Consider the following 20,762-nt stretch of genomic DNA (forward strand, 5'->3'; position numbering starts at 1 on the left):
CAAAACAGCGATAATCCGGCTTTGGTCGAACGTGCATTCACGTTACTTCATGTCACAATTTTGTCCTCTAACCCGAGAGTGACCCATGGACACCCTGCAAAACATGCGTGCTTTCAGTTGTGTGGCCCAGCTCGGCAGTTTCACTGCCGCCGCCGTGCAACTGGATACGACCACCGCGAACGTCTCGCGCGCGGTCTCCAACCTGGAAGCCCATCTGCAAACCCGCCTGCTCAACCGCACCACCCGGCGCATCGCGCTGACCGAAGCAGGCAAGCGCTACCTGATGCGCTGCGAACAGATCCTCAGTTACGTCGAGGAGGCCGAGGCCGAAGCCAGCGATGCCCACGCCCGACCTGCCGGGCAACTGAAGGTGCATTCGATGACCGGCGTGGGCCAGCATTTCGTGGTCGATGCCATCGCCCGCTACCGCGAGTCGCACCCGGACGTGACCTTCGACCTGACCATGGCCAACCGTGTGCCCGACTTGCTCGACGAGGGCTACGACGTGTCCATCGTGCTGGCCAGCGAGCTGCCGGACTCGGGCTTCGTCTCGCAGCGCCTGGGCATCACCTACAGCATCGTCTGCGCCTCGCCCGAATACGTGGCGCGCCACGGCACCGCGCACAAGCCGGCCGACCTGCTCAAGCATTCGTGCCTGCGCATGGTCAGCCCGGTGATCCCGTTGGAGAAGTGGCTGTTCGACGGCCCCGAAGGCCAGGAGCTGGTCAACATCACCACCTCGCCGTTCCAGGTGAACTCGGCCGATGCGATGAAGACCGCGATCCGCAGCAGCATGGGGGTTGGCGTGCTGCCGATCTATTCGGCCATCGATGCCCTGCGTAACGGCAGCATCGTGCGGATCATGCCCGACTACCGCCTGCAGGAGCTCAACCTGTACGCGATCTACCCGTCGCGCCAGTACCTGGATGCCAAGATCAAGACCTGGGTCGAGTACCTGCGCAACTCGTTGCCGGAAATCCTGGCGGCCCATGAGGCGGACCTGAAGACCCACCAGGTGCTGATCGCCAACTGAAAAAGCTGCTGCATTGCGGGTGGGGACAATGGTAGGTTGCTAAGCAATGACACCGCCATTCGCGGGGCAAGCCCGCTCCCACGAGTTGGACTGCCCCCTGCAAAAACGGGGCAGCCCAAGCTCAGCAACGTGGGAGCGGGCTTGCCCCGCGATGAGGCCCCACCCGCCTTGCAGAGAAGCCCGATGAAAAAGACCGTCCTGGCCTTCAGCCGCATCACCCCCGCCATGGCCGAACGCCTGCAGCAAGACTTCAACGTGATCCTGCCCAACCCGAAACTGGGCGACATCGCCGCGCAGTTCAACGAAGCCCTGCCCGAGGCCCACGGCCTGATCGGCGTGGGCCGCAAGCTCGGCCGCGCGCAGCTCGAAGGCGCGGGCAAGCTTGAGGTGGTATCGAGCGTCTCGGTCGGCTACGACAACTACGACCTGGCCTACTTCAACGAGCGCGGCATCGCCCTGACCAACACCCCCGACGTGCTCACCGAAAGCACCGCCGACCTGGGCTTCGCCCTGGTCATGGGCTGCGCCCGCCGTACCGCCGAGCTCGATGCCTGGACCAAGGCCGGCCAGTGGCAGGCCACCGTGGGCCCGGCGCACTTCGGCACAGACGTGCACGGCAAGACCCTGGGGATCGTCGGCATGGGCAACATCGGCGCGGCCATCGCCCGCCGTGGCCGCTTCGGTTTCAACATGCAGGTGCTGTACGCCGGCAACAGCCGCAAGGCGGCGCTGGAACAGGAGCTCGGCGCACAGTTGCGTAGCCTGGATGAGCTGCTGGCCGAGGCCGACTTCGTCTGTATCGTGGTGCCGCTGTCCGAGGCCACCCGCAAATTGATCGGCGCACGGGAATTGAAGCTGATGAAGCCCAGCGCGTTCCTGATCAACATCGCGCGCGGGCCGGTGGTGGATGAGGCGGCGCTGGTCGAGGCGCTGCAGGCTGGCACCATCCGTGGCGCAGGGCTGGATGTGTACGAGAAGGAACCGCTGGCCGACTCGCCGCTGTTCAAGCTGCCCAACGCCCTGACTCTGCCCCACGTCGGCTCGGCCACCGCCGAAACCCGCGAAGCCATGGCCAACCGGGCGATCGACAACCTGCGTGCGGCGCTGCTGGGTGAGCGGCCGCGGGATCTGGTGAATCCGCAGGTGTGGAAAGGCTGATAGTCGCTCACTGACCGGGCTGGCCCTATCGCCGGCAAGCCGGCTCCCACAAGGTCTCAGTGATCGCTGTGGGAGCTGGCTTGCCAGCGATAGGGCCAACCCTCATTTCACTGCCAGTACGCCTTCGACCGGCTTCACTTTCGGCTTGCGAAACACCAGCACATTCCCCGCCATCACCACCACCAGCCCCAGCAGCGCCGGCGGCGTCCATTGGTAGCCTTCGGCGAACGCCGACACATTCAGCGCCACCAGCGGGAACAGTACCGTGCAGTAGGCCGCGCGCTCCGGCCCCATGCGCCCGACCAGGGTGAGGTAGGCGGTGAAGCCGATCACCGAGCCCGGGATCACCAGGTACAGCAGCGAACCGATATAGCGCGTGTTCCATTCCATCTCGAACGGGATGCCGCTGACCAGGCAGTACACCGCCAGCATCGACGCGCCGTAGAGCATGCCCCAGGCATTGGTGGTCATGGGCTTGAGCCCGGCCCGCTGCTGCACGCTGGAGAGCATGTTGCCGGCCGAGAAACACAAGGTGCCGAGCAGCGCCAGGCCCAGGCCGTAGAGGGTTTCGCGGCTGGCGGCGTGGTGCGAAAGCTCCGGCCAGAACAGCAGCCCCAGGCCGAGCAAGCCCATGGCCCCGCCGCCGAGCACGTTGGCGGCAACCTTCTGGCCGAAGAAGATCCGCGCATTGAGGGCATTCCACAGGGTGGCGGTGGAAAACACCACGGCGATCAGGCCGCTGGCGATCCACTGGCTGGCGGTGAGGAAGCACATGAAGTTGACGCAGAACAGGCACAAACCCTGGGCCAGGCACACCAGATGGCCGCGCCTGCCCATCGGTTGCAGGCGTCGGGTAAGCAGCAGGATGGCGAACAGGATCAACCCGGCCAGGGCGAAACGGTAGACGATCGACACCGGGATGGCGACCACGCCCAGCTGCAGTTTCAGGGCGATCCAGGTGGTGCCCCAGATCAGGACGGTGAGCAGGTAGAGCGACAGGTTCATGGTGAACTCCCAGGGCATCAGGCCCATCGCGGGGCAAGCCCGCTCCCACGCCAATTCGCAAACCGACGTGGGAGCGGGCTTGCCCCGCGATGGACATCACAGGAAACCAGTGTCCGGCCTTCGCCCCTGCCCCGCTTGCACAAACTTGCGCTTTTGCTCATCAGGTAGCTGCCAGCCCCTCGCCATCGCAGTACGATGGCCACCAGAGGACCCGCCCATGCCCGCACTCGATCACCTGCAAGTCTTCAACGCCATGCACGCCTCCCCCCACGCCCGCCTGGAGCTGAGCGCGCACCTGGGCGACGGGCTGGCGGCGGCGTTGTGGAGCAACCGTGACGATGCCCGCGACTACCAGGCCCCGAGCCACCACACCCTGTCCTGCTACATCGCCGACGGCACCGGCACCTTCCGCCGCCAGCGCCCGTCGGACAAGGGTTCGCCTGGCAAGCTGTGCATCATGCCCGCCGGCCACGAGTCGAACTGGGTGGTCAACGGCTCGATCCGCCTGGCCCACCTGTACATCAGCGAGGCGCAGTTCGCCCTGGGCTGCACCCGCCTGCTCGACCGTGAGCCACGGGAGATGCAACTGCGCGAGGCGACCTTCCTTGAGGACCCTGTGCAGGCCGCGCGCTTTCGCCAACTGATCCAGCTGGACTGGGCCGAGCCCGGCGAACGTCTGCTGGCCAGCAGCCTGGGGCACGCCATCATCGACCACGCCGTGCTGCACCAGGCGGGGCTGCGCCAGGGGCTGAAACTCAAGGGCGGGTTGGCGCCGCACCAGCGTCGGCAGTTGGTCGAGTACATCGAGGCCAACCTCGACCAGCCGCTGACGCTGGGTGAGTTGGCGCTGCGCTGCAACCTGTCCGAATACCACTTTGCGCGGATGTTCCGGGCGAGCTTCGGTTTGCCGCCGCATCAGTACCTGCTGGCCCGACGCCTGCACCGGGCCTGCGAGCTGTTGCGCCTGGGGCAACTGCCGCTGGGGCAGGTGGCATTGCTGTGCGGGTTCGCCAGTGCCAGCCATTTCAGCAACCGGTTCAGGCAGGCGTTGGGGGCGACGCCGGGGGAGTATCGGGCGGCCTTCGTGGCTGCCTGAGCAGGCCTCATCGCGGGGCACGCCCGCTCCCACACACGCATCGTGGGAGCGGGCTTGCCCCGCGATGAGGCCCGTACTGCCAACCTAGAACTCGAACGTACTCGACAGGCTCACCTGCCGCGCATCCCCCACCGCGACGAAGTAACGGTTCACCGCCGAGGTGTAGTACACCTTGTCGAACAGGTTTTTCACGTTCAGTTGCAGTAGCACCTTGTGCTCGTCGAGCTTGGTCTCGTAGCTGGCAAAGGCATCGGCCACGGTGTATGCCGGCAGGTCGAAGTCGTTGGTCGCATTGCCGGCGCGTTCCCCCACATAGCGGGCGCCCGCCCCCACACGCAGGCGGTCGCCGCCGAACAAGCTGCCGTAGTCATACACCGCCGACAACGAACCACTGTGGCGAGCGACGTTCTGCAAGCGATTGCCCTTGAGGTCCGGGTCCTTGGTCACTTCGGCATCGGTGAAGGCGTAGGCGCCGATCAGGCTCCAGCGCTCGCTGAGCTGGCCGGTCAGGTCCAGTTCGACGCCGCGTGAACGCACCTCACCGGCGTTGCTGTAGATGATCGTACCGGGCTGAGTGTCGCCGTCGGCCACCAGCACATTGCGCTTGTTGATATCGAACAGCGCCAGGGTGCCGGTCACCCGGCCCGGGATGTCCAGCTTGGCGCCCAGTTCCCACGACTTGCCTTGCTCCGGCTCGATGCCTGAGTCGAGGGTGAGGGTCTGGCCACCGCCGATGCTCAGCGGCGCGATGGTCGAGTTGGGTTTGAACGACTCGCTGTAGCTGCCATAGAACGACAACTGCTCGTCGAGCTTGTACACCAGGCCCGCATGGGGCACCCAGGTCTGACCGCTGTTGTCGGTGTTGACGTTGAACGGTCGGCCACGGCCGGCGTACTGGTCGAACTGCTGGAAGCGCCCGCCGGCCACCAGGATCCAGTGATCGTCCAGGTGCCAGGCATCCTGCAGGAACAGCGAGTCGCTGCGCAGCTCGTCGGTCTGGTCGCTGTCGCTGGCGCGCACGGTGGTGCCCTCCACTTCGCGGCCATAGACCGGGTTGAGGTAGCTGAAGGTCGAACGGCTGTTCTGGCGGATCAGGTCGGCGCGGTAGATCTTGCGGTCTTCGTGATCGACACCGACCAGCAGGTCGTGGCGCTGGCCCGCCAGCTCGATGTTGCCGTTAAGGCTGAAGGTGGCGAACTGGTCGCGGCTCATGGCGCCCTGGGTGCCGTCGATGCTGCGGGTCAGCGTGCCTTTTGCCTCGTTCACCCCGGTCACACGGACCTGGCTGGCATCGTAGGTCTCGCGGTTGAAGCTGTAGCCGAAGTGGGCTTTCCAGGCGTCGTTCAACGCGTGATCGACCTCCAGCCGATACAGGTCGGAGCGGCCTTCCATGTCGTTGAACGGCTCGTCGAGACGGCGGCTGGCAGGAATGTTCAGCGGATGCCCGTCACTGCCGAAGGCGGTGCCGCGGTCGAACGGGTAGCTGAACTCTCGGTGCTCGTAGGCCAGCACCACCTGGGTGTCCTCGCCCAGCCAGGCGAACGACGGCGCCACCAGCGACTCGCGGTGCACGCCGAAGTTGCGCCAGTAGTCTTCGTCTTCATGGTCGACGATCAGTCGATAGGCGAAGTTGCTGTCGCCCAGCGCGCCGGTGCTGTCCAGGCCGCCGCCGCTGCCGTTCTTGCCGCTGCCGTAGCTGGAGCCGCGCAGGGTCACGGCGTTGTACTGCGCAAGCTGCGGGCGCTTGCTGACCACGTTGATCACCCCGCCCGGGTCCTGGATGCCGTACAGCAGCGAAGCGGGGCCCTTGAGCACCTCGACCCGCTCGGTGCTGGCATTGAGGGCGCGGCCCTGCACGATGGGCATGCCGTCGCGCATGATCGAGCCGTCGCGGTTGTCGCCGAAGCCGCGCTTCATCACGGTGTCGGCGGTGCCGCCGAAGTTGTTGCCCTGGGTGATGCCGCTGACGTTGTACAGCGCATCGTCGAGGTTGCGCGGCGCCTGATCGCGGATCACTTGCGCGGGCACCACGTTGATCGCCTGGGGGATGTCCTGGGTCGGGCCCTGGCCGCGCATGATCGAGGCGCTGGCCGGGGGCTGGTAGCTGTAGTCGTCGGCCTGGGATGTAACGGTGGTGGCTTGAAGGTTCACGGCCCCTGTGGTGTCGGCCTGTTCGAGGGTCAGCGTGCGGCCATCGAGGCGGCGCCAGGCCAGGCCGGAGCTGCCCAGCAACTGCTGCAGGGCCTGCTCGGCGCTGAACGTGCCGTGCAAGGCCGGCGCCTGCAGATCGGGCAGCGCCAGGGTGTAGACCACGCTCTGCCCGGTGGTGCGGCTGAAGGCGTTGAGCGCCTGGGCCAGCGGCTGGCTCGGCTGGGCGAAGGCATAGGCCTGGCTCTGCTGCTCGGCCATCGCCAGAGGGGCCATGGCCAGCACCGACAAGGTGCTGAGGCCGAACCAGAGCGGAACGCAACGCGGGGTGAACTTCATGGACGCTGACCTGTGAGAGGGATGATCTTTTGCGAATGAATCGCACTTCCACTCACTACACGGATGTCGTCGAGCAGTACCTCATCGTCTTGATGAAAAATTTCTTCGTTTCAATAACCCTATCGCGGGGCAAGCCCGCTCCCACGCCAGTCGCCCAGGTTGCACATCGGGTAGCGTGGGAGCGGCGGTGCGCCGATGCGACTTGCCCCGCGATTGTTTGTCAGCGCAACACCGTCAAGCGCCCCAACAGCGTCTGGCGCGTGAACCCCAGCACCTTGCCCAGCGAGTCCAGCGCCAGTAGCGGCTCGGCCACCGGGAAGCTGCCACTGACCTTGCGCTGCGCCAGCTCGCCGTCGAGCAGCACGATCCGCCCGGGGTAGTAACGCCCCAGGTCCTCGACCACCTGCCCCAGCGGCACCTGGTAATAATTCAGCCAGCCCTGGCGCCAGGCCAGGCGGCTGTCGCTGTCCACCGCCTCGACCGCGCCCGCGCTGCCGGTGGCATAGGCCAGCTGTTGATTGGCGGTCAGCTCGCGCGCCGACTGGCCCTGGGCAGGCGTCACCGCCACCCGGCCGCTGCGCACCGTGACCTGGGCCCCCTCACCCTGCTCGCGCACTTCGAACTGGGTGCCGAGCACGCGCACCTGCCCGCCGTTGGCGTCGACCAGGAACGGCGCGCCGGTGTGGGTCACCTGGAAGAACGCAGCGCCGCGCAGCAGGCGCACACGGCGTTCACCCTGGTCGAAGTCCACGCCGATCGCCGTGCCGGCGTCCAGTGTCAGTTGCGAACCATCGGCCAGAGTCACCTGGCGCACCTGCTCGGCGCTGGTGTAGTCGGCGCGCAGGTCCTGCAACCAGTGCTGCGGCTGCCAGCCGGCCACACCACCCAGCGCCAGCACCAGGCAAGCGGCCATGGCGAAACGCTGCCAATGGGGTTTGCGCGCAGGCCGGCGCATGGCCTCGAGGTACTGCTGCAGGCCGGCCTGTTCTTCAGCGGCCAGGCGCGCGGCCGGGGCCTCGGTCTGGCGCCACAACGCCTGGGCCTGGGCGTAGGCTTGGCGATGGGCCGGGGCCTGCAGCAACCAGCGCTTGAAGGCGGCGCTTTCGGCCTGCTCCGGCTGCTGCTGGATGCGCATCAGCCAGCCCAGGGCGTCCCGGGACTGTTCGGCAGTGATAGGCGGTTCGAGGCTCATCGACGGGCGCTCCCTGGCCGGCGCGGTGGAGGTGCGGCTTCGGCGACACTCGCCTTGCACGCTTCGAGGGCGCGCATCATATGCTTTTCCACAGCGCTCTGGGACAGCTGCATGGCCTTGGCGATCTCGCCATAGGTGCAGCCGTGGATGCGATTGAGCAAGAAGATCTGCCGGCTGCGCTCGGGCAAGGCGCGCAGCGCCGCCTCGATGCGCTGCAGGTCATGGTCGACCTCCAGGGCCTGTTCGGGCGCCTGGGCGAAGGCTTCGTCGTCGGTGTGCTGTAAGCCTTCGGCCACGCGGTCGCGGCTGCCTTCGCTGCGCAAGTAGTCGATGGCCAGGTTGCTGGCGCTGCGCAGCAGGTAAGTATCGAGGGCCTCGACCTTGACCTCGGGGCGGCGCCAGAAGCGCAGGAACAGCTCCTGCACCAGGTCGGCGGCGGTGGCGCGGCAGCCGATGCGCCGGTTGACCAGCGCCTCCATGCGCGCACGCTGGGCGAGGAACACCTGGACGAAGCGCGCCCGGCCATGGCTGGCCTCGGCGTCGGCGTCGATCACCTCCCCCGGTTCGCGCAACGCCTTACACCGCCAGCACGGCCAGCAACGGCCCAAGCACCAGGCTGGCCGCTGCCAGGCCAACCAGCAACCGCGGCTGGTACGGCAGGCCGAACACCCACAGCGTCACCCCGGCCATCAGCACGGCGATCCATTCCACCAGGCCGAGGGCCAGGCCCTGCAAGTGCACGGCCAGCACCAGCGACAGCAGCAACAGCGACCAGCCACCGATGCGCAGGGCCTTGAGCACGATGGCCGTGGGCTTGCGCCCGAGCAGGTCGTTGAAGTGTTTATCCATGGCCAGGCACAGGCCGGCGAAACCGGCGAAACCGAGCAGCGCAACGCTCAACATCAGCTCACCTCCACGGCTTTGGCCGCCTTGGGGGCGCGCTTGGGCATGGCCTTGGGCGCGCGCAGCATCTTGCCGGCAGCCCAGGCGAGAAACAGCCCGGTGCCCAGTGCAGTCAGGTCGAACCCGGCCATGGCCCAGTCACCGACGGCAATGGAATGGTTCAACCCCTGGCCGGTGGTCAGGGCGTTGAGCAGCGGCACCAGGGCGAAGGCAAGCGCGCCCAGCGCCAACTGCTCGCCCCAGGCCCGGCGCCCGGGGCGCAGCACGGCATGGGCCAGCGCCAGGGCCCAGGCCAGGAAGAAGGCATTGACCTCCCAGTCGGCACGCCCCTGCAACGTCACCGGCAGCAGGCGGTTGGCCCAGAAGAACGCCGCCACGCCGAGCAGCAGGCCGCTCATGCTGGCGATGTTGAGCACCTCGACCAGGCGCAGCTCGACCGGCATATGCCCGCTCTTGGCGTGCTTGAGCTGGCGTTTGCCCAGCCACATCACCAGGCCCGTGCCGATCACCGCCGTGCCGGCCACGCCGAAAGCGAAATACAGCCAGCGCAGCCACGGCCCGGCGAAATTGCCCATGTGCAGGCCGACGAAGGTGAACGAAGCCATCATCGCCGCGCTCTCCGGCGCGCCTTGGCTAAGCAGGGCGCCGCTGACACCATCGAAGGTCCAGTTGGCGCTGCGCTTGTAGGCCACGCTGTCCGCCGAGGCGCGGCTGAAGGTGACCCGGGCATTGCCGTCGCCAGGGTTCTGCACCTGGATGAAGCCCATGCGCGCGCCCGGCGCCTGCGCCTGTACCTTGGCGTACAACTGCGGCAATGGCGCCAGGGGTGCCGCGACGCCTGCCAGCGCCGGGGTTTGGTCACGGCCGAACAGGTCGTTGAAATAGTCGCCGCTGTCGCCATAGCTGGCCATGATGCTGGCCGGCATCACCATGTACATGAAGATCACCAGGCTGCTGTAGCTGATCATCAGGTGGAACGGCAGCACCAGCACGCCGATGGCGTTATGGCCGTCGAGCCAGGAGCGCTGGCCCTTGCCGGGGCGGAAGGTGAAGAACTCCTTGAAGATCTTCTTGTGGGTGATGATCCCGGTCACCAGGCCCAGCAGCATGATGAAGGCGCAGAAGGTGGCCAACCAGCGCCCCCACGGATAGGGCATCTGCAGCTCGAAGTGGAAGCGGTAGAAGAACTCGCCGCCACGGCTGTCTCGGCCCGCCACTTCCTGGCCGCTGACCGCGTCCAGGTCCTTCCTGACCATGCCGCGTCGCCCACCCGCATTCGGGTCGCGCCAACTGACGCTGAGCGCCGGCTCGCGCTCGCTGGGCAGGCGGATGAACCAGCTGTTGGCGTGGCCGGCGTTGCTTTGCAGGTAGCGCTGCGCCAGCGCCAGGCTGGCCACCGGATCCAGCGGGTGGCTCTGGACTTCGGGCGCGCTCCAGTGGCTGATCTCGTCCTTGAAATACGACAGCGTCCCGGTGAGGAAAATGGCGAACAGCAGCCAGCCGAAGATCAGCCCGGTCCAGGTGTGCAACCAGGCCATGGCCTGGCGAAAGCCCTCTTTCATCCGTTTTTCATCCAGTAGGCAAGCCCGGCGATCAGGCCCAGCACTAAGCTGGGCAGCAGCACGCCGAGCCAGGCGCGCCAGGCGCTGCGACAGGCGAAGCAGCCGATGAAAGCCAGCAGGTAGACCACGAACGACAGCATCATGCCGGTAAGCGCGGCATCGACCTGGGCCATGGGCGTGAGCAGGGTGATGCACACGCTGGCCAGTGACGCCAGCAGGTAGCCGCCCAGCAGTGCCGCCAGGCTGCGTGAGGCCACGGCCAGGCGATAGCTCAAGGGGGGGCCGGCGGCTTTGCTCTTCATCGCGGTGGTCCGGGGAAATGGGGGTGCAATAGTAATGATTTCAATTCTCATAAGCAAAGAGTCGGGGATGAACTGCGTCCCCTCGCAGCGATTGCCGAAAGGTCGAGGCCTGAATACAATGCGAACAATTCTTACTTCCAGTTGCGCCATTGAGCGCCGGAGTCGCATCGGTGCCCAGCGCCCTCTCCTCCACCGTCGAAGGCCTCTACCTCAACCATCACAGCTGGCTTACCGGCTGGTTGCGGCGGCGCCTGGGTTGCCCGCAGAGCGCCGCCGACCTGGCCCAGGACACCTACGTGCGGCTGCTCCAGGCCCGTGAAGCGCCGCAACTGGTAGAGCCCCGCGCCTTCCTCGCCACCGTGGCCAAGCGGGTACTGTGCAACCACTTCCGCCGCCAGGAACTGGAGCGCGCCTACCTCGAGGCGCTGGCCCTGGTGCCCGAGCAGGTGGCGCCGAGCGAAGAAGAAAAGGCGATCATCTTCGACACCCTGCTGGAGCTCGACCGCCTGCTCGATGGCCTGCCGCCGCTGGTCAAGCGCGCGTTCCTGCTGGCCCAGGTCGACGGCCTGGGCCAGGGCGAGATCGCCCGGGAACTGGGCATCTCGCTGGCGACGGTCAAGCGCCACCTGCACAAGGCAGCCCTGCGCTGCTACTTCGCCCAATGAACACCACGTTCGCCCCCCGGGTCGCCGAGCAGGCCGTGCATTGGCTGATCGAATCCCAGGCCGAGGGCTTCGACCAGCACCTGGCGCTGGAACGCTGGCTGGCAGCCGACCATGAGCACCAGCGCGCCTGGGCGCACATTCAGCAGGTCAACCAGCGCCTGCGCGGCGTGGCCTCGCCGGTGGTGCACGCGACCCTGCAGGCGCCGCCCTCCCCGGCCCGGCGCCGGGCGCTCAAGGCACTGCTGCTGGTGGGTGTGGCCAGTGCCACCGGGCTGGGCCTGCAGCAGCACAACCCGCTGCCGGGGCTGATGGCCGACTATCGCAGCCCGGTCGGCCAACGCCGGCGCCTGACCCTCGACGATGGCAGCCGATTGCACCTGAACACCCGCAGCGCCGCCGATGTGCGCTTCGATGGCCAGCAGCGGCTGGTGCGCCTGCAGGAGGGCGAGCTGTTGCTGGAGGCGGCCAACGATGCGCGCCCGCTGCGGCTGCGCACCGGCGAAGGCGACCTGCTGCTGGGCAGCGGCCGCTTCAATGTGCGCCAGTTCGACGGTTTCAGCCTGGTCACGGTGTTCAGCGGCAGCGCCAGCGTGGCCGGGCAGAGCTTGCTGGCCGGGCACCAGGCGCGTTTCGCCGGGGGCGGTTGGCAGGCGATCGCGCCGCTCGAGCCGAACCGCGCAGCCTGGGTGGACGGCATGCTGGTGGTGTCGCAGATGCGCCTCAGCGACTTTGTTGCCGAGCTTTCGCGCTACCGGCTTGGGCAATTGGGTTGCAGCGAACGGGTGGCCGACTTGCGGATTTCCGGCTCGTATCCGCTGGAAGACAGCGAGCGGATCCTGGCCATGCTGGAGGTGGCGTTGCCGGTGAAGGTGCGCCGGTTTACCCGGTACTGGGTGTCGGTCGAGGCGGCTACAGGGTGAGGGCAGCAAGCCTGCGCGACCGATGTAGGAGCGGCCTTGTGCCGCGAAAGGGCCGCGAAGCGGCCCCGGCAATAGTTGCTTCAGCCATAGATCCCGGGGCCGCTCTGCGGCCCTTTCGCGGCACAAGGCCGCTCCTACAGGAATCGCACTTTTTAGAAAACCTGAAAAAAGTGCAGATCAGCTGAGCCATTTCCCCGACCTCGCGTGACAGAGAAGGCAGAACCCCCTTCTCACAGGACCACCGCCCCATGCTTCTGCGCCCCAGCCCCCTCGCCCACGCCCTGCTGCTCGCCATCAGTCTGGGCGGCGCCGTGCCCGCCACTCTGGCCGCCGAAACCCGCAGCTACCACATCGCCTCCGGCAGCCTGGAAGACGCGCTCAACCAGTTCGGTCGCGAAAGCGGCGCGTTGATCTCGTTCGGCTCGGCGCTGACCCAAGGCCTGAGCAGCCCCGGCCTGGACGGCCAGTACGAGGTGGGCCAGGGCCTGGATGCCTTGCTGCGCGGCAGCGGCCTGCAAGCCCGCCAGGAAGCCGACAACGCCTACAGTCTGCAACCGGTACAGGCGGGCAATAGCGGCGCGGCCGTTGAGCTGGGGGCCTCGACCGTGGTCGGCGACTGGCTGGCCGATGCGCGCCAGGACAACGTTTTCGAGCACCCCGGCGCCCGTGACGTGGTGCGCCGCGAGGCGTTCGAGCGCAGCGGCGCCAGCAGCGCCCGCGAGGTGCTCAACCGCATCCCCGGGGTGAACGCGCCGGAGAACAACGGCACCGGCAGCCACGACCTGGCGCTGAACTTCGGCATCCGTGGCCTCAACCCACGCCTGGCGTCGCGCTCCACCGTGCTGATGGACGGCATCCCGGTGCCGTTCGCCCCTTACGGCCAACCACAACTGTCGCTGGCGCCGATCAGCCTGGGCAACATGGACGCGGTGGACGTGGTGCGCGGCGGCGGCGCGGTGCGCTACGGGCCGCAGAACGTCGGTGGCATCGTCAACTTCGTCACCCGAGCCATCCCCGAAGAGGCGACGTTCAAGGCGGCGATGCAGAACCAGATCAGCCCGTCGTCCAGCCAGGATGGCCTGAAGAACAACGCCAACCTGCTGATCGGCGGCACCAACGCCAACGGCCTGGGCGGTGCCCTGCTGTACTCCGGCACCCGGGGCAGCGACTGGCGCGAACACAGCGACACGCAGATCGACGACCTGATGCTCAAGGGCAAGCTGCAGCTCGACGAGGCCAACAGCCTGCATGCCATGGCCCAGTACTACGAGGGCGAGGCCGAGATGCCGGGCGGGCTGAGCGCAGCGGCGTTCGACGACGATCCCTACCAGTCGACCCGCCTCAAGGACAAGTTCTGGGGCCGCCGCACACTGTTCAACTTCGGCTACGACTACAAGCAGGACGACCGCCAGTTCAGCGTCAACAGCTTCTTCACCAAGACCCTGCGCAGCGGTTATCTGGACCAGGGCAGCTTCGTTTCGCTGTCGCCGCGCGAATACTGGGTGCGCGGTATCGAGACGCGCTTCTCCCAGGGCGTGGCGCTGGGTGACAGCTGGCACGAACTGGGCATCGGCTACCGCTACATCAACGAAGCCGGCCACGAACTGCGCTACCGCGAGCCGACCCGCAGCAACCTGCTGCCCACCACCGACAGCCGCAACGACCGCGACACCCGTGGCAGCACCGAGGCCCATGCGATCTACCTGGACGACCGCATCGACATCGGCCGCTGGACCATCACCCCGGGCGTGCGCTACGAGATGATCGACTCCGAGCAGAGCAACAAACTCAACGGCCAGCGCTATCAGGGCAGCTACAACACCGCCTTGCCGGCACTCAACGTGATGTACCACCTCACCGATACCTGGAACCTGTACGCCAACACCGAAGGATCATTCGGCAGCGTGCAGTACAGCCAGATGCCCAACCGGGTCAGCAGTGGCGAGGTGAAACCGGAGAAAGCACGTACCTGGGAAGTCGGCACCCGTTACGACGATGGCGACCTGCAGGCGGAGATCGGCGCATTTCTGATCAATTTCGACAACCAGTACGAAAGCAACCAGACCAACGATTCGGTGATCGCCCGCGGCGAAACCCGCCACCAGGGCATCGAGACCAGCGTGCGCTACGCCCTCGACGGCCTGAGCCCGGCACTGGCCGGTTTCGACGTGCATGCCGGCTACGCCTTCGTCGATGCCACCATCCGTGAGGACGGGCCGAACAAGGGTAACCAGGTGCCGTTCTCGTCGCGCCACAAAGGTACCCTGGGCGTGGGTTACACCGAGGGCCCGTGGCAGTTGAACCTGGACAGCAGCTTCCAGAGCAGCCAGTACGCCGACAACGCCAACACCGGCAGCGAGAGCGCCGACGGCAGCACCGGGCGCATCCCCGGCTACATGCTGGTGAGCACCCGGGCCGGGTATGACTTCGGCCCTGCGCTATCGAACCTGAAGGTGGCGGTGGGGGTGAAGAACCTGTTCAACCGCGAGTACTACACCCGCTCGTTCGACGACAACAACAAGGGCAAGTACGTGGGCGAACCCCGTACTCTATACCTGCAGACCTCGGTTGAGTTCTGACCGACGACAACGAAAGCCCGGCGACCGCCGGGCTTTTTGCAACAGGAAATTTTTCTTGCGCAGGGGGTTGAATTCGTCGCGCGGATGCCTGACCTTAGAGTCAAGAGGCGCAAAAAGACCAACGCCCTCAGTGGCTTGATAGTGCCTCCCGCGAGCAAGCTGAATAAGGATTGAAGTCATGCAAATCCAGGTCAACAGCAGCAACCATTTCGAAGGCAACAACCGTCTCGACGAGTGGGTCCGCGCCACGCTGCACAGCAGCCTTGAACGCTACGAAGAAGACCTCACCCGCATCGAAGTCCATTTGCGCGACGAGAACGGCGCCAAGCCCGGACCGCACGACAAACGCTGCCAGATGGAGGCTCGCCCCAAAGGCCATCAACCGATTTCCGTGACCCATACCGCCACTTCGCTGGACCAGGCGGTCGATGGCGCCGCCAACAAGCTCAACCACGCACTGGAACATTTCTACGGCAAACTGCGCAGTAAACGTGGCGTGCTTGAGCTGAGCGACCCAGACGCCTGACCTAACCGCATCAGAAAAAACGCCCGGCCTTGCGCCGGGCGTTTTCATTTGCACCGATCAGCGGGCCTGAACCAACCCCGGCATGCCCCGGTCAACTCCTGCAGTCATTCAATGCAGGCCTTGTCCATGAACAACCCCTTCGACCAGATCAGCGCTGCGTTCGCCCCCGAATACCGGGTCAACCTGAGCATCGAGCGCCTCGATGGCAGCATCATGCTGACCCTCTCCGATGACAGCGGCGTGGTTGCCAGGCGCCTGGTCAGCGCGGCCCAGCGCAACGACCCGGTGCGCCTGCAGCGGGTCATCGACAGCATCCGCCTGGGCCTGGCCATCGAGCTTGGCCAGAACCCGCTGCAAGTGCTGGCCGCACTGACCCGCGATCATCGCCACCCGGCCTGCTGCCTGGCCAACTGAGGGCTATTTGCCCTCGTCCACTTCCTTGCCGTTGGCGTCCAGCACCTTGGTCGAGGGGTAGCGGTAGGAGGCGTAGCGCACCACCAGGATGGCGAACGCCAGCAGCAGGATGCCGCCGCACACGTACAGCAGCCCGACATCCGGCGCCTTGTGGTGCGACACATCGCCGATCAGCAAGCGGGTCAGCGCGGTGATCGCCACGTACAGCAGGAAGCGGATGGGCATGTGGTTGGTCTTGAAGTAGATCCCCACCATCGCCCCCAGCTCCAGGTAGATGAACAGCAGCAGGATGTCATCGACGCTGACCCCGCCCTTGCCCAACATGTCCAGGAAGGTCACCACCGCCGCATAGGCAGTGATCGCCCCGATGCCGAACAGCGCCAGGTAGTGGAATGCCTCCACGCACAGGTTGCCCAGCGAGTCGGCGGAGCCATGCAGGCCCTTGCGCAGCTTGTCTGCCCATTTGGTGTTCACGATGTTCGATTCCCCGATACGGCTGAAGGATGGTGCGTCACGCCTGTGACATTTGTTGTGCCATGCAGTTAAAGGGCCAGGCACCCTGTCTTGGAAGGTGGTGGATTGCCGCAGGGCACTTGTGCGCTAGGCTTTTTGCTCGCGAATGGCCATCACTGCAGTTGCAGTGAGCAGGCCTTCACCTGTACTGTATAAAAATACAGTTAATACCCCAACCAGCAAAAAGGCATAGAGGTGATGAATGGCCGTCGAAGTGGTGTACCGCAGCAGCCGCGACCCGGAGCGCTTGTTCATGGATAAGGCCGAAGCAGATCGTCACGACAAGATGCTCGAACTGGCCGAGCGCCTGGCTGAAGTACTGCACAAAGCGGTGCCGTCGCTGAGCGAGCAGCAGGTCGAGGAAGCCGGTATCTACATGGCCAAGAACCGCGATGTGTTCGCCCGCGCGTTCAAGAGCCAGCCGGATGCGCTGGCGGAACTGCTCGAAGGTGGGGCTGCCGAGTAAAATCGGCGCGGCCCCCTGTAGAAGCGCAAGCCTTCTCAGCCGTAGAGCAACCTTTCCGCCAGCATCTGCGCCACCCGGGCCGGTGAGCGTTTTTCGGCCTGGGCATGGGCAAACACCTCGGTCAACCGCGTGGGTATCCGCGCCAGGTGCGCGGTGATGGTGCCCAGGTCTTCACCGCGATGCTTCAACGCCACGTAGATCAAGCCGCCGGCATTGATCACATAATCCGGCGCATACAGTATTCCGCGGTTCTCCAACTGGTCGGCTACCTGCAAGGTAGTCAGCTGGTTGTTGGCCGAGCCCGCCACCGCTGCGCAGCGCAGTTGCATCACGCTCTGCCCGTTCAGCACCGGCCCTACCCCACAAGGCGCGAAGATATCGCAGGGGGTGCTGATCAAGGCATCATTGGTCACCGGGTGTGCATTGAGTTGCTCCACCGCCAGGCGCACCTTCCCCGCATCCAGGTCACTGACCAGCAACTCGGCTCCCGCCGCATGCAGTTGCTCGGCCAACGCGTAGCCCACATTACCCAGGCCCTGCACCGCCACCCGCAACCCTTCCAGGTTGTCGCTGCCCAGGCGGGCCATGGACGTTGCGCGAATGCCGGCAAACACCCCCATCGCTGCATGGGGCGAGGGATCGCCCGAGGCGGTGGTGCTGGTGACATGGGGTGTGGACTGGGCAATGCAGTCCATGTCGAGGGTCGAGGTGCCACTGTCCACGGCAGTGATGAAGCGGCCTTGAAGGGTGTCCACGAAACGGCCGAACGCTTCGAACAATGCCGCACGGTTCTCCACATGCGGGTTACGCACGATCACCGCCTTGCCGCCGCCCATCGGCAAGCCCGCCAGGGCGGCCTTGAAGCTCATGCCCTGGGCCAGGCGTATGGCATCGGTCATCGCGCTTTCGTCATCGGCATAGGGCAGGTAGCGGCAACCGCCCATGGCCGGCCCCAGGTGTTCGCTGTGAATAGCCACCACGGCCTTCAGACCCGTGGGCGGGTCTATGAACAGGTGCAGTGACTGGGTGCGGGTACTTTGCATGAGGGCGAACATCGACGGGCTCCCCCGAGAGGTGCTCCTACCAGTATAGGCAGGTGCATCAGGGCCGCCGCACGGGCGGACCACTGGACGAAAGCCGGTGCCAGAGCTAGACGAATGCCGGTGGCAGAGCTAATAGTACAAGCGTGACGGAGAGTCCCCATGAACCCACGCCAAGCCTGCCTGGCCTGCCTGCAACGCGAACCGGCCGCCCTGCTGGAAGCCGCCCTGTGGATAGCCGCCGAACACGATCACAGCGTCGACCCCTCGATCGGCCTGGCGCGCGTGCACGAGCTGCAGTGCGAGGTCAGTAGCCACCTGCCGATGCTGCCCCTGAACGAACTGGCCCAGCCGCTGCTGCGCCAGCTCAACGCCCTGGGCTTCCAGCAGGATGAGTACCACCCGCTGCGCCCGCATGTGGCGCTGATGGACAAGGTGCTGCAGCGCCGCCGTGGCCAGCCGCTGCTGTTGGCCATCCTCGCCCTGGAGCTGGCCCGGCACCTGTCGATCCCGCTCGAAGGGGTCAACTTTCCCGGCCACTTCCTGCTGCGCGTGCCTGGGGCCGATCACCTGCTCGACCCCTGCGGCGGGCGCCGCCTCTACCCCAACGACTGCCGCGAACTGCTCGCCCGCCAGTTCGGCGCACAGTTGCCGTTGAGTGCCGAACACCTGCGCAGCGCCTCACCGATGCAGATGCTCCAGCGCCTGTCGCGCAACCTGCGCCAGCTGCACAGCAGCAACGACAACGACCTTGCCGCACTCATCGATGCCGAACGGGTGATGCAACTGGGCCCGGTGCAGGTCAGCGACTACCTGGCCCGGGCCACCCTCTACCAGCACCTGGAGTGCCCCCAGGCCGAACGCTTCGACCTGGAGCATGCGCTGCTGCTGACCGACGACCCGATCCAGCGCCTGAAACTGAGCGAGCGGCTCGGCCAACTACCGTCGACCAAGCGCTCGATTCACTGAGCCGGCGTGTCCACCTGCCGTGCAGGGTGAGCCTTGGCAAACGCCGGATGCGCCTCGGCCAGCGCCGCCACCCTGCGAATGCGCGGGTAGCCGCTCAGGTCGATGTTGAAGCGCTCGGCCGCGTACAGCTGCGGGATCAGGTAGACATCGGCCAGCCCCGGCGTGGCACCGAAGCAGAAGCCCTCATCGCCGATCAATTGCTCCACCGCCGCCAGCCCTTGGCCGATCCAGTGGGCGATCCACTGATTGACCTGCGTCTCATCGTGCCCCAGCTGGCGCAGCTGGTTGAGCACACTGACGTTGTGCAGAGGGTGCACGTCGCAACCGATGATCGCCGCCACGCCGCGCACCTTGGCGCGCGCCTCGGCAGCGGCCGGCAGCAGCGCCGGCTGTGGATAAACCTCCTCCAGGTACTCGATGATCGCCGGCGACTGCACCAGCAGTTCGCCGCCGTCGGTGCGCAGGGCGGGCACCCGCCCTTGCGGGTTGAGCGCCAGATAGTCATCGCCGCGCTGCTCGCCCTTGAGCAGGTTGACCGGCAGAGCCTGGTAGTCCAGGCCCTTGAGCGCCAGGGCGATGCGCACCCGGTACGACGAGGTGGACCGATAGTAGGTAAACAGCTCCATCGCCCTGCCCCCTCAGTTGGCCGCGACGATGGTGCCGCGGCACTCGCCGAAGCCGATGCTGGCTACGCCATCGCGCACGCAACGGGCCCGCAGGATGACTTCGTCACCATCCTCGAGGAACTTGCGCACCTCGCCGCTGGCCAGCTCCACCGGGTGCTTGCCGCCCTCGGTGATCTCCAGCAGGCTGCCGAACGACCCCGGCGTGGCGCCCGACAGGGTGCCCGAACCGAACAGATCGCCCGGCTGCAACTGGCAACCGTTGACGCTGTGGTGGGCAACCATCTGTGCCACGGTCCAGTACATGCTGCGGGTGCTGCTCAAGGTCAGGCGATGGGCCGGCAGGTTCTGCTCGCGCATGCGCTCGGTCAGCAGCAGCACCTCGAGCTCGATATCGAAGGCGCCACCGGCCTGGTCACGGGTGTCCAGCAGGTACGACAGCGGCTGCGGGTCACCCTCCGGGCGCGCCGGCTGGGCGCAGCGGAACGGCTCGAGCGCTTCGGCGGTCACCACCCAGGGCGACACGGTACTGATGAAGCTCTTGGACAGGAACGGCCCCAGCGGCTGGTACTCCCAGGCCTGGATATCGCGGGCCGACCAATCGTTGAGCAGGCAGAAGCCGGCCACGTGCTCGGCGGCATCGCCAATCGGGATCGACTGCCCCAGCTCATTGCCCTGGCCGATCCAGATGCCCAGCTCCAGCTCGTAGTCCAGGCGCGCGCAGGGGCCGAAACTTGGCTCGGTCTGCCCGGCCGGCAAGGTCTGGCCCTTTGGTCGGCGTACATCGGCACCGGAGGGGCGAATGGTCGAGGCGCGGCCGTGGTAGCCGATCGGCACGTGCTTGTAGTTGGGCAGCAACGGGTTGTCCGGGCGGAACAGCTTGCCGACGTTCTTGGCATGCTCGATGCCCACGTAGAAATCGGTGTAGTCGCCGATCTTCGCCGGCAGGTGCAACTGGCAGGTGCTGGCGGGGTACAAGGCAGCGTTCAGCGCGGCCTGGTGTTCGCTCCCCTCCCCCAACAGCACCAGCAGGCGTTCGCGCAGGGCGACCCGCGCCGGGCGGCCGAGGGCGAAGAAAGCATTCAATGCGCCGCCCTTGGTGGCCTCGACTGCGGCCTTGGCCTCACCTTCGAACAACCCGGCAGCCAGCACGGCCTCAAGGTCGAGGATGGCGTCGCCGATGGCCACGCCGCAACGTGGCGCCTGCCCCGGGCGGCTGAAGATGCCCAGCGGCAGGTTCTGCAGCGGGAAGTCGCTGTGCCCGTTGGCGTGCTCGACCCAGCTACGGGCAATGGCGGTGTGGTTCATC

At 66.3% G+C, this 20,762-nt stretch carries 21 protein-coding genes; 10 read left to right on the forward strand and 11 right to left on the reverse strand.

Annotated elements, in window-relative coordinates; genetic code table 11:
- Positions 1-85: 85 nt before the first annotated feature.
- Together DM373_RS00540 and DM373_RS00545 are read left to right on the forward strand one after the other, a co-directional pair.
- On the forward strand, positions 86-1,033 hold the full coding sequence (locus DM373_RS00540; protein ID WP_110991685.1) for a LysR family transcriptional regulator: 948 nt from the start codon (positions 86-88) through the stop codon (positions 1,031-1,033).
- Positions 1,034-1,216: 183 nt separating this feature from the next.
- The gene (locus DM373_RS00545) at positions 1,217-2,191 is read left to right on the forward strand and encodes a 2-hydroxyacid dehydrogenase (protein WP_110991686.1); all 975 of its coding nucleotides are present in this window, start codon (positions 1,217-1,219) and stop codon (positions 2,189-2,191) included.
- A gap of 102 nt (positions 2,192-2,293) precedes the next feature.
- Here the strand turns inward: DM373_RS00545 and DM373_RS00550 are convergent, their stop codons facing one another.
- Positions 2,294-3,196, reverse strand: coding sequence for a DMT family transporter (locus tag DM373_RS00550; RefSeq protein WP_110991789.1), 903 nt, complete (start codon positions 3,194-3,196; stop codon positions 2,294-2,296).
- Between the two features lie 217 nt (positions 3,197-3,413).
- On the opposite strand from DM373_RS00550, the gene DM373_RS00555 reads away from it, so the two are divergent.
- Positions 3,414-4,292 carry a helix-turn-helix domain-containing protein gene (locus DM373_RS00555; protein ID WP_110991687.1) on the forward strand — a complete coding sequence of 293 codons (879 nt, stop codon included), beginning with the start codon at positions 3,414-3,416 and terminating at the stop codon, positions 4,290-4,292.
- 84 nt (positions 4,293-4,376) lie between these two features.
- Here DM373_RS00555 and DM373_RS00560 read toward each other — a convergent pair whose 3' ends face one another.
- From DM373_RS00560 to DM373_RS00585, 6 genes are all read right to left on the reverse strand, one after another.
- Entirely contained in the window at positions 4,377-6,779 is a 2,403-nt protein-coding gene (locus DM373_RS00560; protein ID WP_110991688.1) for a TonB-dependent siderophore receptor, read from the reverse strand.
- A 220-nt stretch (positions 6,780-6,999) separates the two neighbouring features.
- Complete coding sequence (locus tag DM373_RS00565) at positions 7,000-7,971, reverse strand: FecR family protein (RefSeq protein WP_110991689.1); 972 nt, start codon at positions 7,969-7,971, stop codon at positions 7,000-7,002.
- Positions 7,968-8,543 (reverse strand): RNA polymerase sigma factor, encoded by a 576-nt coding sequence (locus tag DM373_RS00570; protein WP_110991690.1) that lies wholly within the window; start codon positions 8,541-8,543, stop codon positions 7,968-7,970. Before DM373_RS00570 ends, DM373_RS00565 begins: the two co-directional genes overlap by 4 nt.
- 4 nt (positions 8,544-8,547) lie before the next feature.
- Complete coding sequence (locus DM373_RS00575; RefSeq protein WP_110991691.1) at positions 8,548-8,874, reverse strand: DUF3325 domain-containing protein; 327 nt, start codon at positions 8,872-8,874, stop codon at positions 8,548-8,550.
- On the reverse strand, positions 8,874-10,436 hold the full coding sequence (locus DM373_RS00580) for a PepSY-associated TM helix domain-containing protein (RefSeq protein WP_110991692.1): 1,563 nt from the start codon (positions 10,434-10,436) through the stop codon (positions 8,874-8,876). Before DM373_RS00580 ends, DM373_RS00575 begins: the two co-directional genes overlap by 1 nt.
- On the reverse strand, positions 10,433-10,738 hold the full coding sequence (locus DM373_RS00585; RefSeq protein WP_110991693.1) for a DUF3649 domain-containing protein: 306 nt from the start codon (positions 10,736-10,738) through the stop codon (positions 10,433-10,435). The genes DM373_RS00580 and DM373_RS00585 overlap by 4 nt, the downstream gene beginning before the upstream one ends.
- 170 nt (positions 10,739-10,908) lie before the next feature.
- On the opposite strand from DM373_RS00585, the gene DM373_RS00590 reads away from it, so the two are divergent.
- The 5 genes from DM373_RS00590 (at position 10,909) to DM373_RS00610 (ending at position 15,842) form a co-directional block, all read left to right on the forward strand.
- A complete protein-coding gene (locus DM373_RS00590) occupies positions 10,909-11,403 on the forward strand; it encodes a sigma-70 family RNA polymerase sigma factor (RefSeq protein WP_110991694.1) in 495 nt (164 codons plus the stop codon).
- Positions 11,400-12,323, forward strand: a complete 924-nt coding sequence (locus DM373_RS00595) for a FecR domain-containing protein (RefSeq protein ID WP_110991695.1) — start codon at positions 11,400-11,402, stop codon at positions 12,321-12,323. The genes DM373_RS00590 and DM373_RS00595 overlap by 4 nt, the downstream gene beginning before the upstream one ends.
- A gap of 248 nt (positions 12,324-12,571) precedes the next feature.
- Complete coding sequence (gene fecA / locus DM373_RS00600) at positions 12,572-14,902, forward strand: TonB-dependent Fe(3+) dicitrate receptor FecA (protein ID WP_110991696.1); 2,331 nt, start codon at positions 12,572-12,574, stop codon at positions 14,900-14,902.
- Between the two features lie 178 nt (positions 14,903-15,080).
- Positions 15,081-15,428, forward strand: coding sequence for an HPF/RaiA family ribosome-associated protein (locus tag DM373_RS00605; protein WP_110991697.1), 348 nt, complete (start codon positions 15,081-15,083; stop codon positions 15,426-15,428).
- A gap of 126 nt (positions 15,429-15,554) precedes the next feature.
- Positions 15,555-15,842: a DUF3509 domain-containing protein gene (locus tag DM373_RS00610; RefSeq protein WP_110991790.1), complete on the forward strand. Its 288-nt coding sequence runs from the start codon at positions 15,555-15,557 to the stop codon at positions 15,840-15,842.
- A gap of 3 nt (positions 15,843-15,845) precedes the next feature.
- On the opposite strand, the gene DM373_RS00615 is transcribed toward DM373_RS00610, so the two are convergent.
- Positions 15,846-16,316 carry a phosphate-starvation-inducible protein PsiE gene (locus DM373_RS00615; RefSeq protein ID WP_110991698.1) on the reverse strand — a complete coding sequence of 157 codons (471 nt, stop codon included), beginning with the start codon at positions 16,314-16,316 and terminating at the stop codon, positions 15,846-15,848.
- Positions 16,317-16,557: 241 nt separating this feature from the next.
- Between DM373_RS00615 and DM373_RS00620 the strand changes: the two genes are divergently transcribed.
- Positions 16,558-16,821 (forward strand): YebG family protein, encoded by a 264-nt coding sequence (locus DM373_RS00620; RefSeq protein ID WP_012274138.1) that lies wholly within the window; start codon positions 16,558-16,560, stop codon positions 16,819-16,821.
- Positions 16,822-16,856: 35 nt separating this feature from the next.
- Here the strand turns inward: DM373_RS00620 and DM373_RS00625 are convergent, their stop codons facing one another.
- A complete protein-coding gene (locus DM373_RS00625; RefSeq protein ID WP_110991699.1) occupies positions 16,857-17,876 on the reverse strand; it encodes a Leu/Phe/Val dehydrogenase in 1,020 nt (339 codons plus the stop codon).
- Positions 17,877-18,023: 147 nt separating this feature from the next.
- Here DM373_RS00625 and DM373_RS00630 point away from each other — a divergent pair, with 147 nt between their 5' ends.
- Positions 18,024-18,830 carry a SirB1 family protein gene (locus DM373_RS00630; protein WP_110991700.1) on the forward strand — a complete coding sequence of 269 codons (807 nt, stop codon included), beginning with the start codon at positions 18,024-18,026 and terminating at the stop codon, positions 18,828-18,830.
- Here the strand turns inward: DM373_RS00630 and maiA are convergent.
- Positions 18,824-19,456 carry a maleylacetoacetate isomerase gene (gene maiA, locus DM373_RS00635; protein WP_110991701.1) on the reverse strand — a complete coding sequence of 211 codons (633 nt, stop codon included), beginning with the start codon at positions 19,454-19,456 and terminating at the stop codon, positions 18,824-18,826. The genes DM373_RS00630 and maiA overlap by 7 nt on opposite strands.
- 12 nt (positions 19,457-19,468) lie before the next feature.
- Positions 19,469-20,761: a fumarylacetoacetase gene (fahA, locus tag DM373_RS00640; RefSeq protein ID WP_110991702.1), complete on the reverse strand. Its 1,293-nt coding sequence runs from the start codon at positions 20,759-20,761 to the stop codon at positions 19,469-19,471.
- Position 20,762 lies beyond the last annotated feature (1 nt).

The organism is Pseudomonas sichuanensis, assembly GCF_003231305.1.
GTDB lineage: Bacteria > Pseudomonadota > Gammaproteobacteria > Pseudomonadales > Pseudomonadaceae > Aquipseudomonas > Aquipseudomonas sichuanensis.

Coding starts and splice junctions, on each gene's coding strand:
- DM373_RS00540 (WP_110991685.1), top strand. CDS start 86: ATGGACACCCTGCAAAACATGCGTGCTTTCAGTTGTGTGGCCCAGCTC.
- DM373_RS00545 (WP_110991686.1), top strand. CDS start 1,217: ATGAAAAAGACCGTCCTGGCCTTCAGCCGCATCACCCCCGCCATGGCC.
- DM373_RS00550 (WP_110991789.1), bottom strand. CDS start 3,196: ATGAACCTGTCGCTCTACCTGCTCACCGTCCTGATCTGGGGCACCACC.
- DM373_RS00555 (WP_110991687.1), top strand. CDS start 3,414: ATGCCCGCACTCGATCACCTGCAAGTCTTCAACGCCATGCACGCCTCC.
- DM373_RS00560 (WP_110991688.1), bottom strand. CDS start 6,779: ATGAAGTTCACCCCGCGTTGCGTTCCGCTCTGGTTCGGCCTCAGCACC.
- DM373_RS00565 (WP_110991689.1), bottom strand. CDS start 7,971: ATGAGCCTCGAACCGCCTATCACTGCCGAACAGTCCCGGGACGCCCTG.
- DM373_RS00575 (WP_110991691.1), bottom strand. CDS start 8,874: ATGTTGAGCGTTGCGCTGCTCGGTTTCGCCGGTTTCGCCGGCCTGTGC.
- DM373_RS00580 (WP_110991692.1), bottom strand. CDS start 10,436: ATGAAAGAGGGCTTTCGCCAGGCCATGGCCTGGTTGCACACCTGGACC.
- DM373_RS00585 (WP_110991693.1), bottom strand. CDS start 10,738: ATGAAGAGCAAAGCCGCCGGCCCCCCCTTGAGCTATCGCCTGGCCGTG.
- DM373_RS00595 (WP_110991695.1), top strand. CDS start 11,400: ATGAACACCACGTTCGCCCCCCGGGTCGCCGAGCAGGCCGTGCATTGG.
- fecA (WP_110991696.1), top strand. CDS start 12,572: ATGCTTCTGCGCCCCAGCCCCCTCGCCCACGCCCTGCTGCTCGCCATC.
- DM373_RS00605 (WP_110991697.1), top strand. CDS start 15,081: ATGCAAATCCAGGTCAACAGCAGCAACCATTTCGAAGGCAACAACCGT.
- DM373_RS00610 (WP_110991790.1), top strand. CDS start 15,555: ATGAACAACCCCTTCGACCAGATCAGCGCTGCGTTCGCCCCCGAATAC.
- DM373_RS00620 (WP_012274138.1), top strand. CDS start 16,558: ATGGCCGTCGAAGTGGTGTACCGCAGCAGCCGCGACCCGGAGCGCTTG.
- DM373_RS00625 (WP_110991699.1), bottom strand. CDS start 17,876: ATGTTCGCCCTCATGCAAAGTACCCGCACCCAGTCACTGCACCTGTTC.
- DM373_RS00630 (WP_110991700.1), top strand. CDS start 18,024: ATGAACCCACGCCAAGCCTGCCTGGCCTGCCTGCAACGCGAACCGGCC.
- maiA (WP_110991701.1), bottom strand. CDS start 19,456: ATGGAGCTGTTTACCTACTATCGGTCCACCTCGTCGTACCGGGTGCGC.
- fahA (WP_110991702.1), bottom strand. CDS start 20,761: ATGAACCACACCGCCATTGCCCGTAGCTGGGTCGAGCACGCCAACGGG.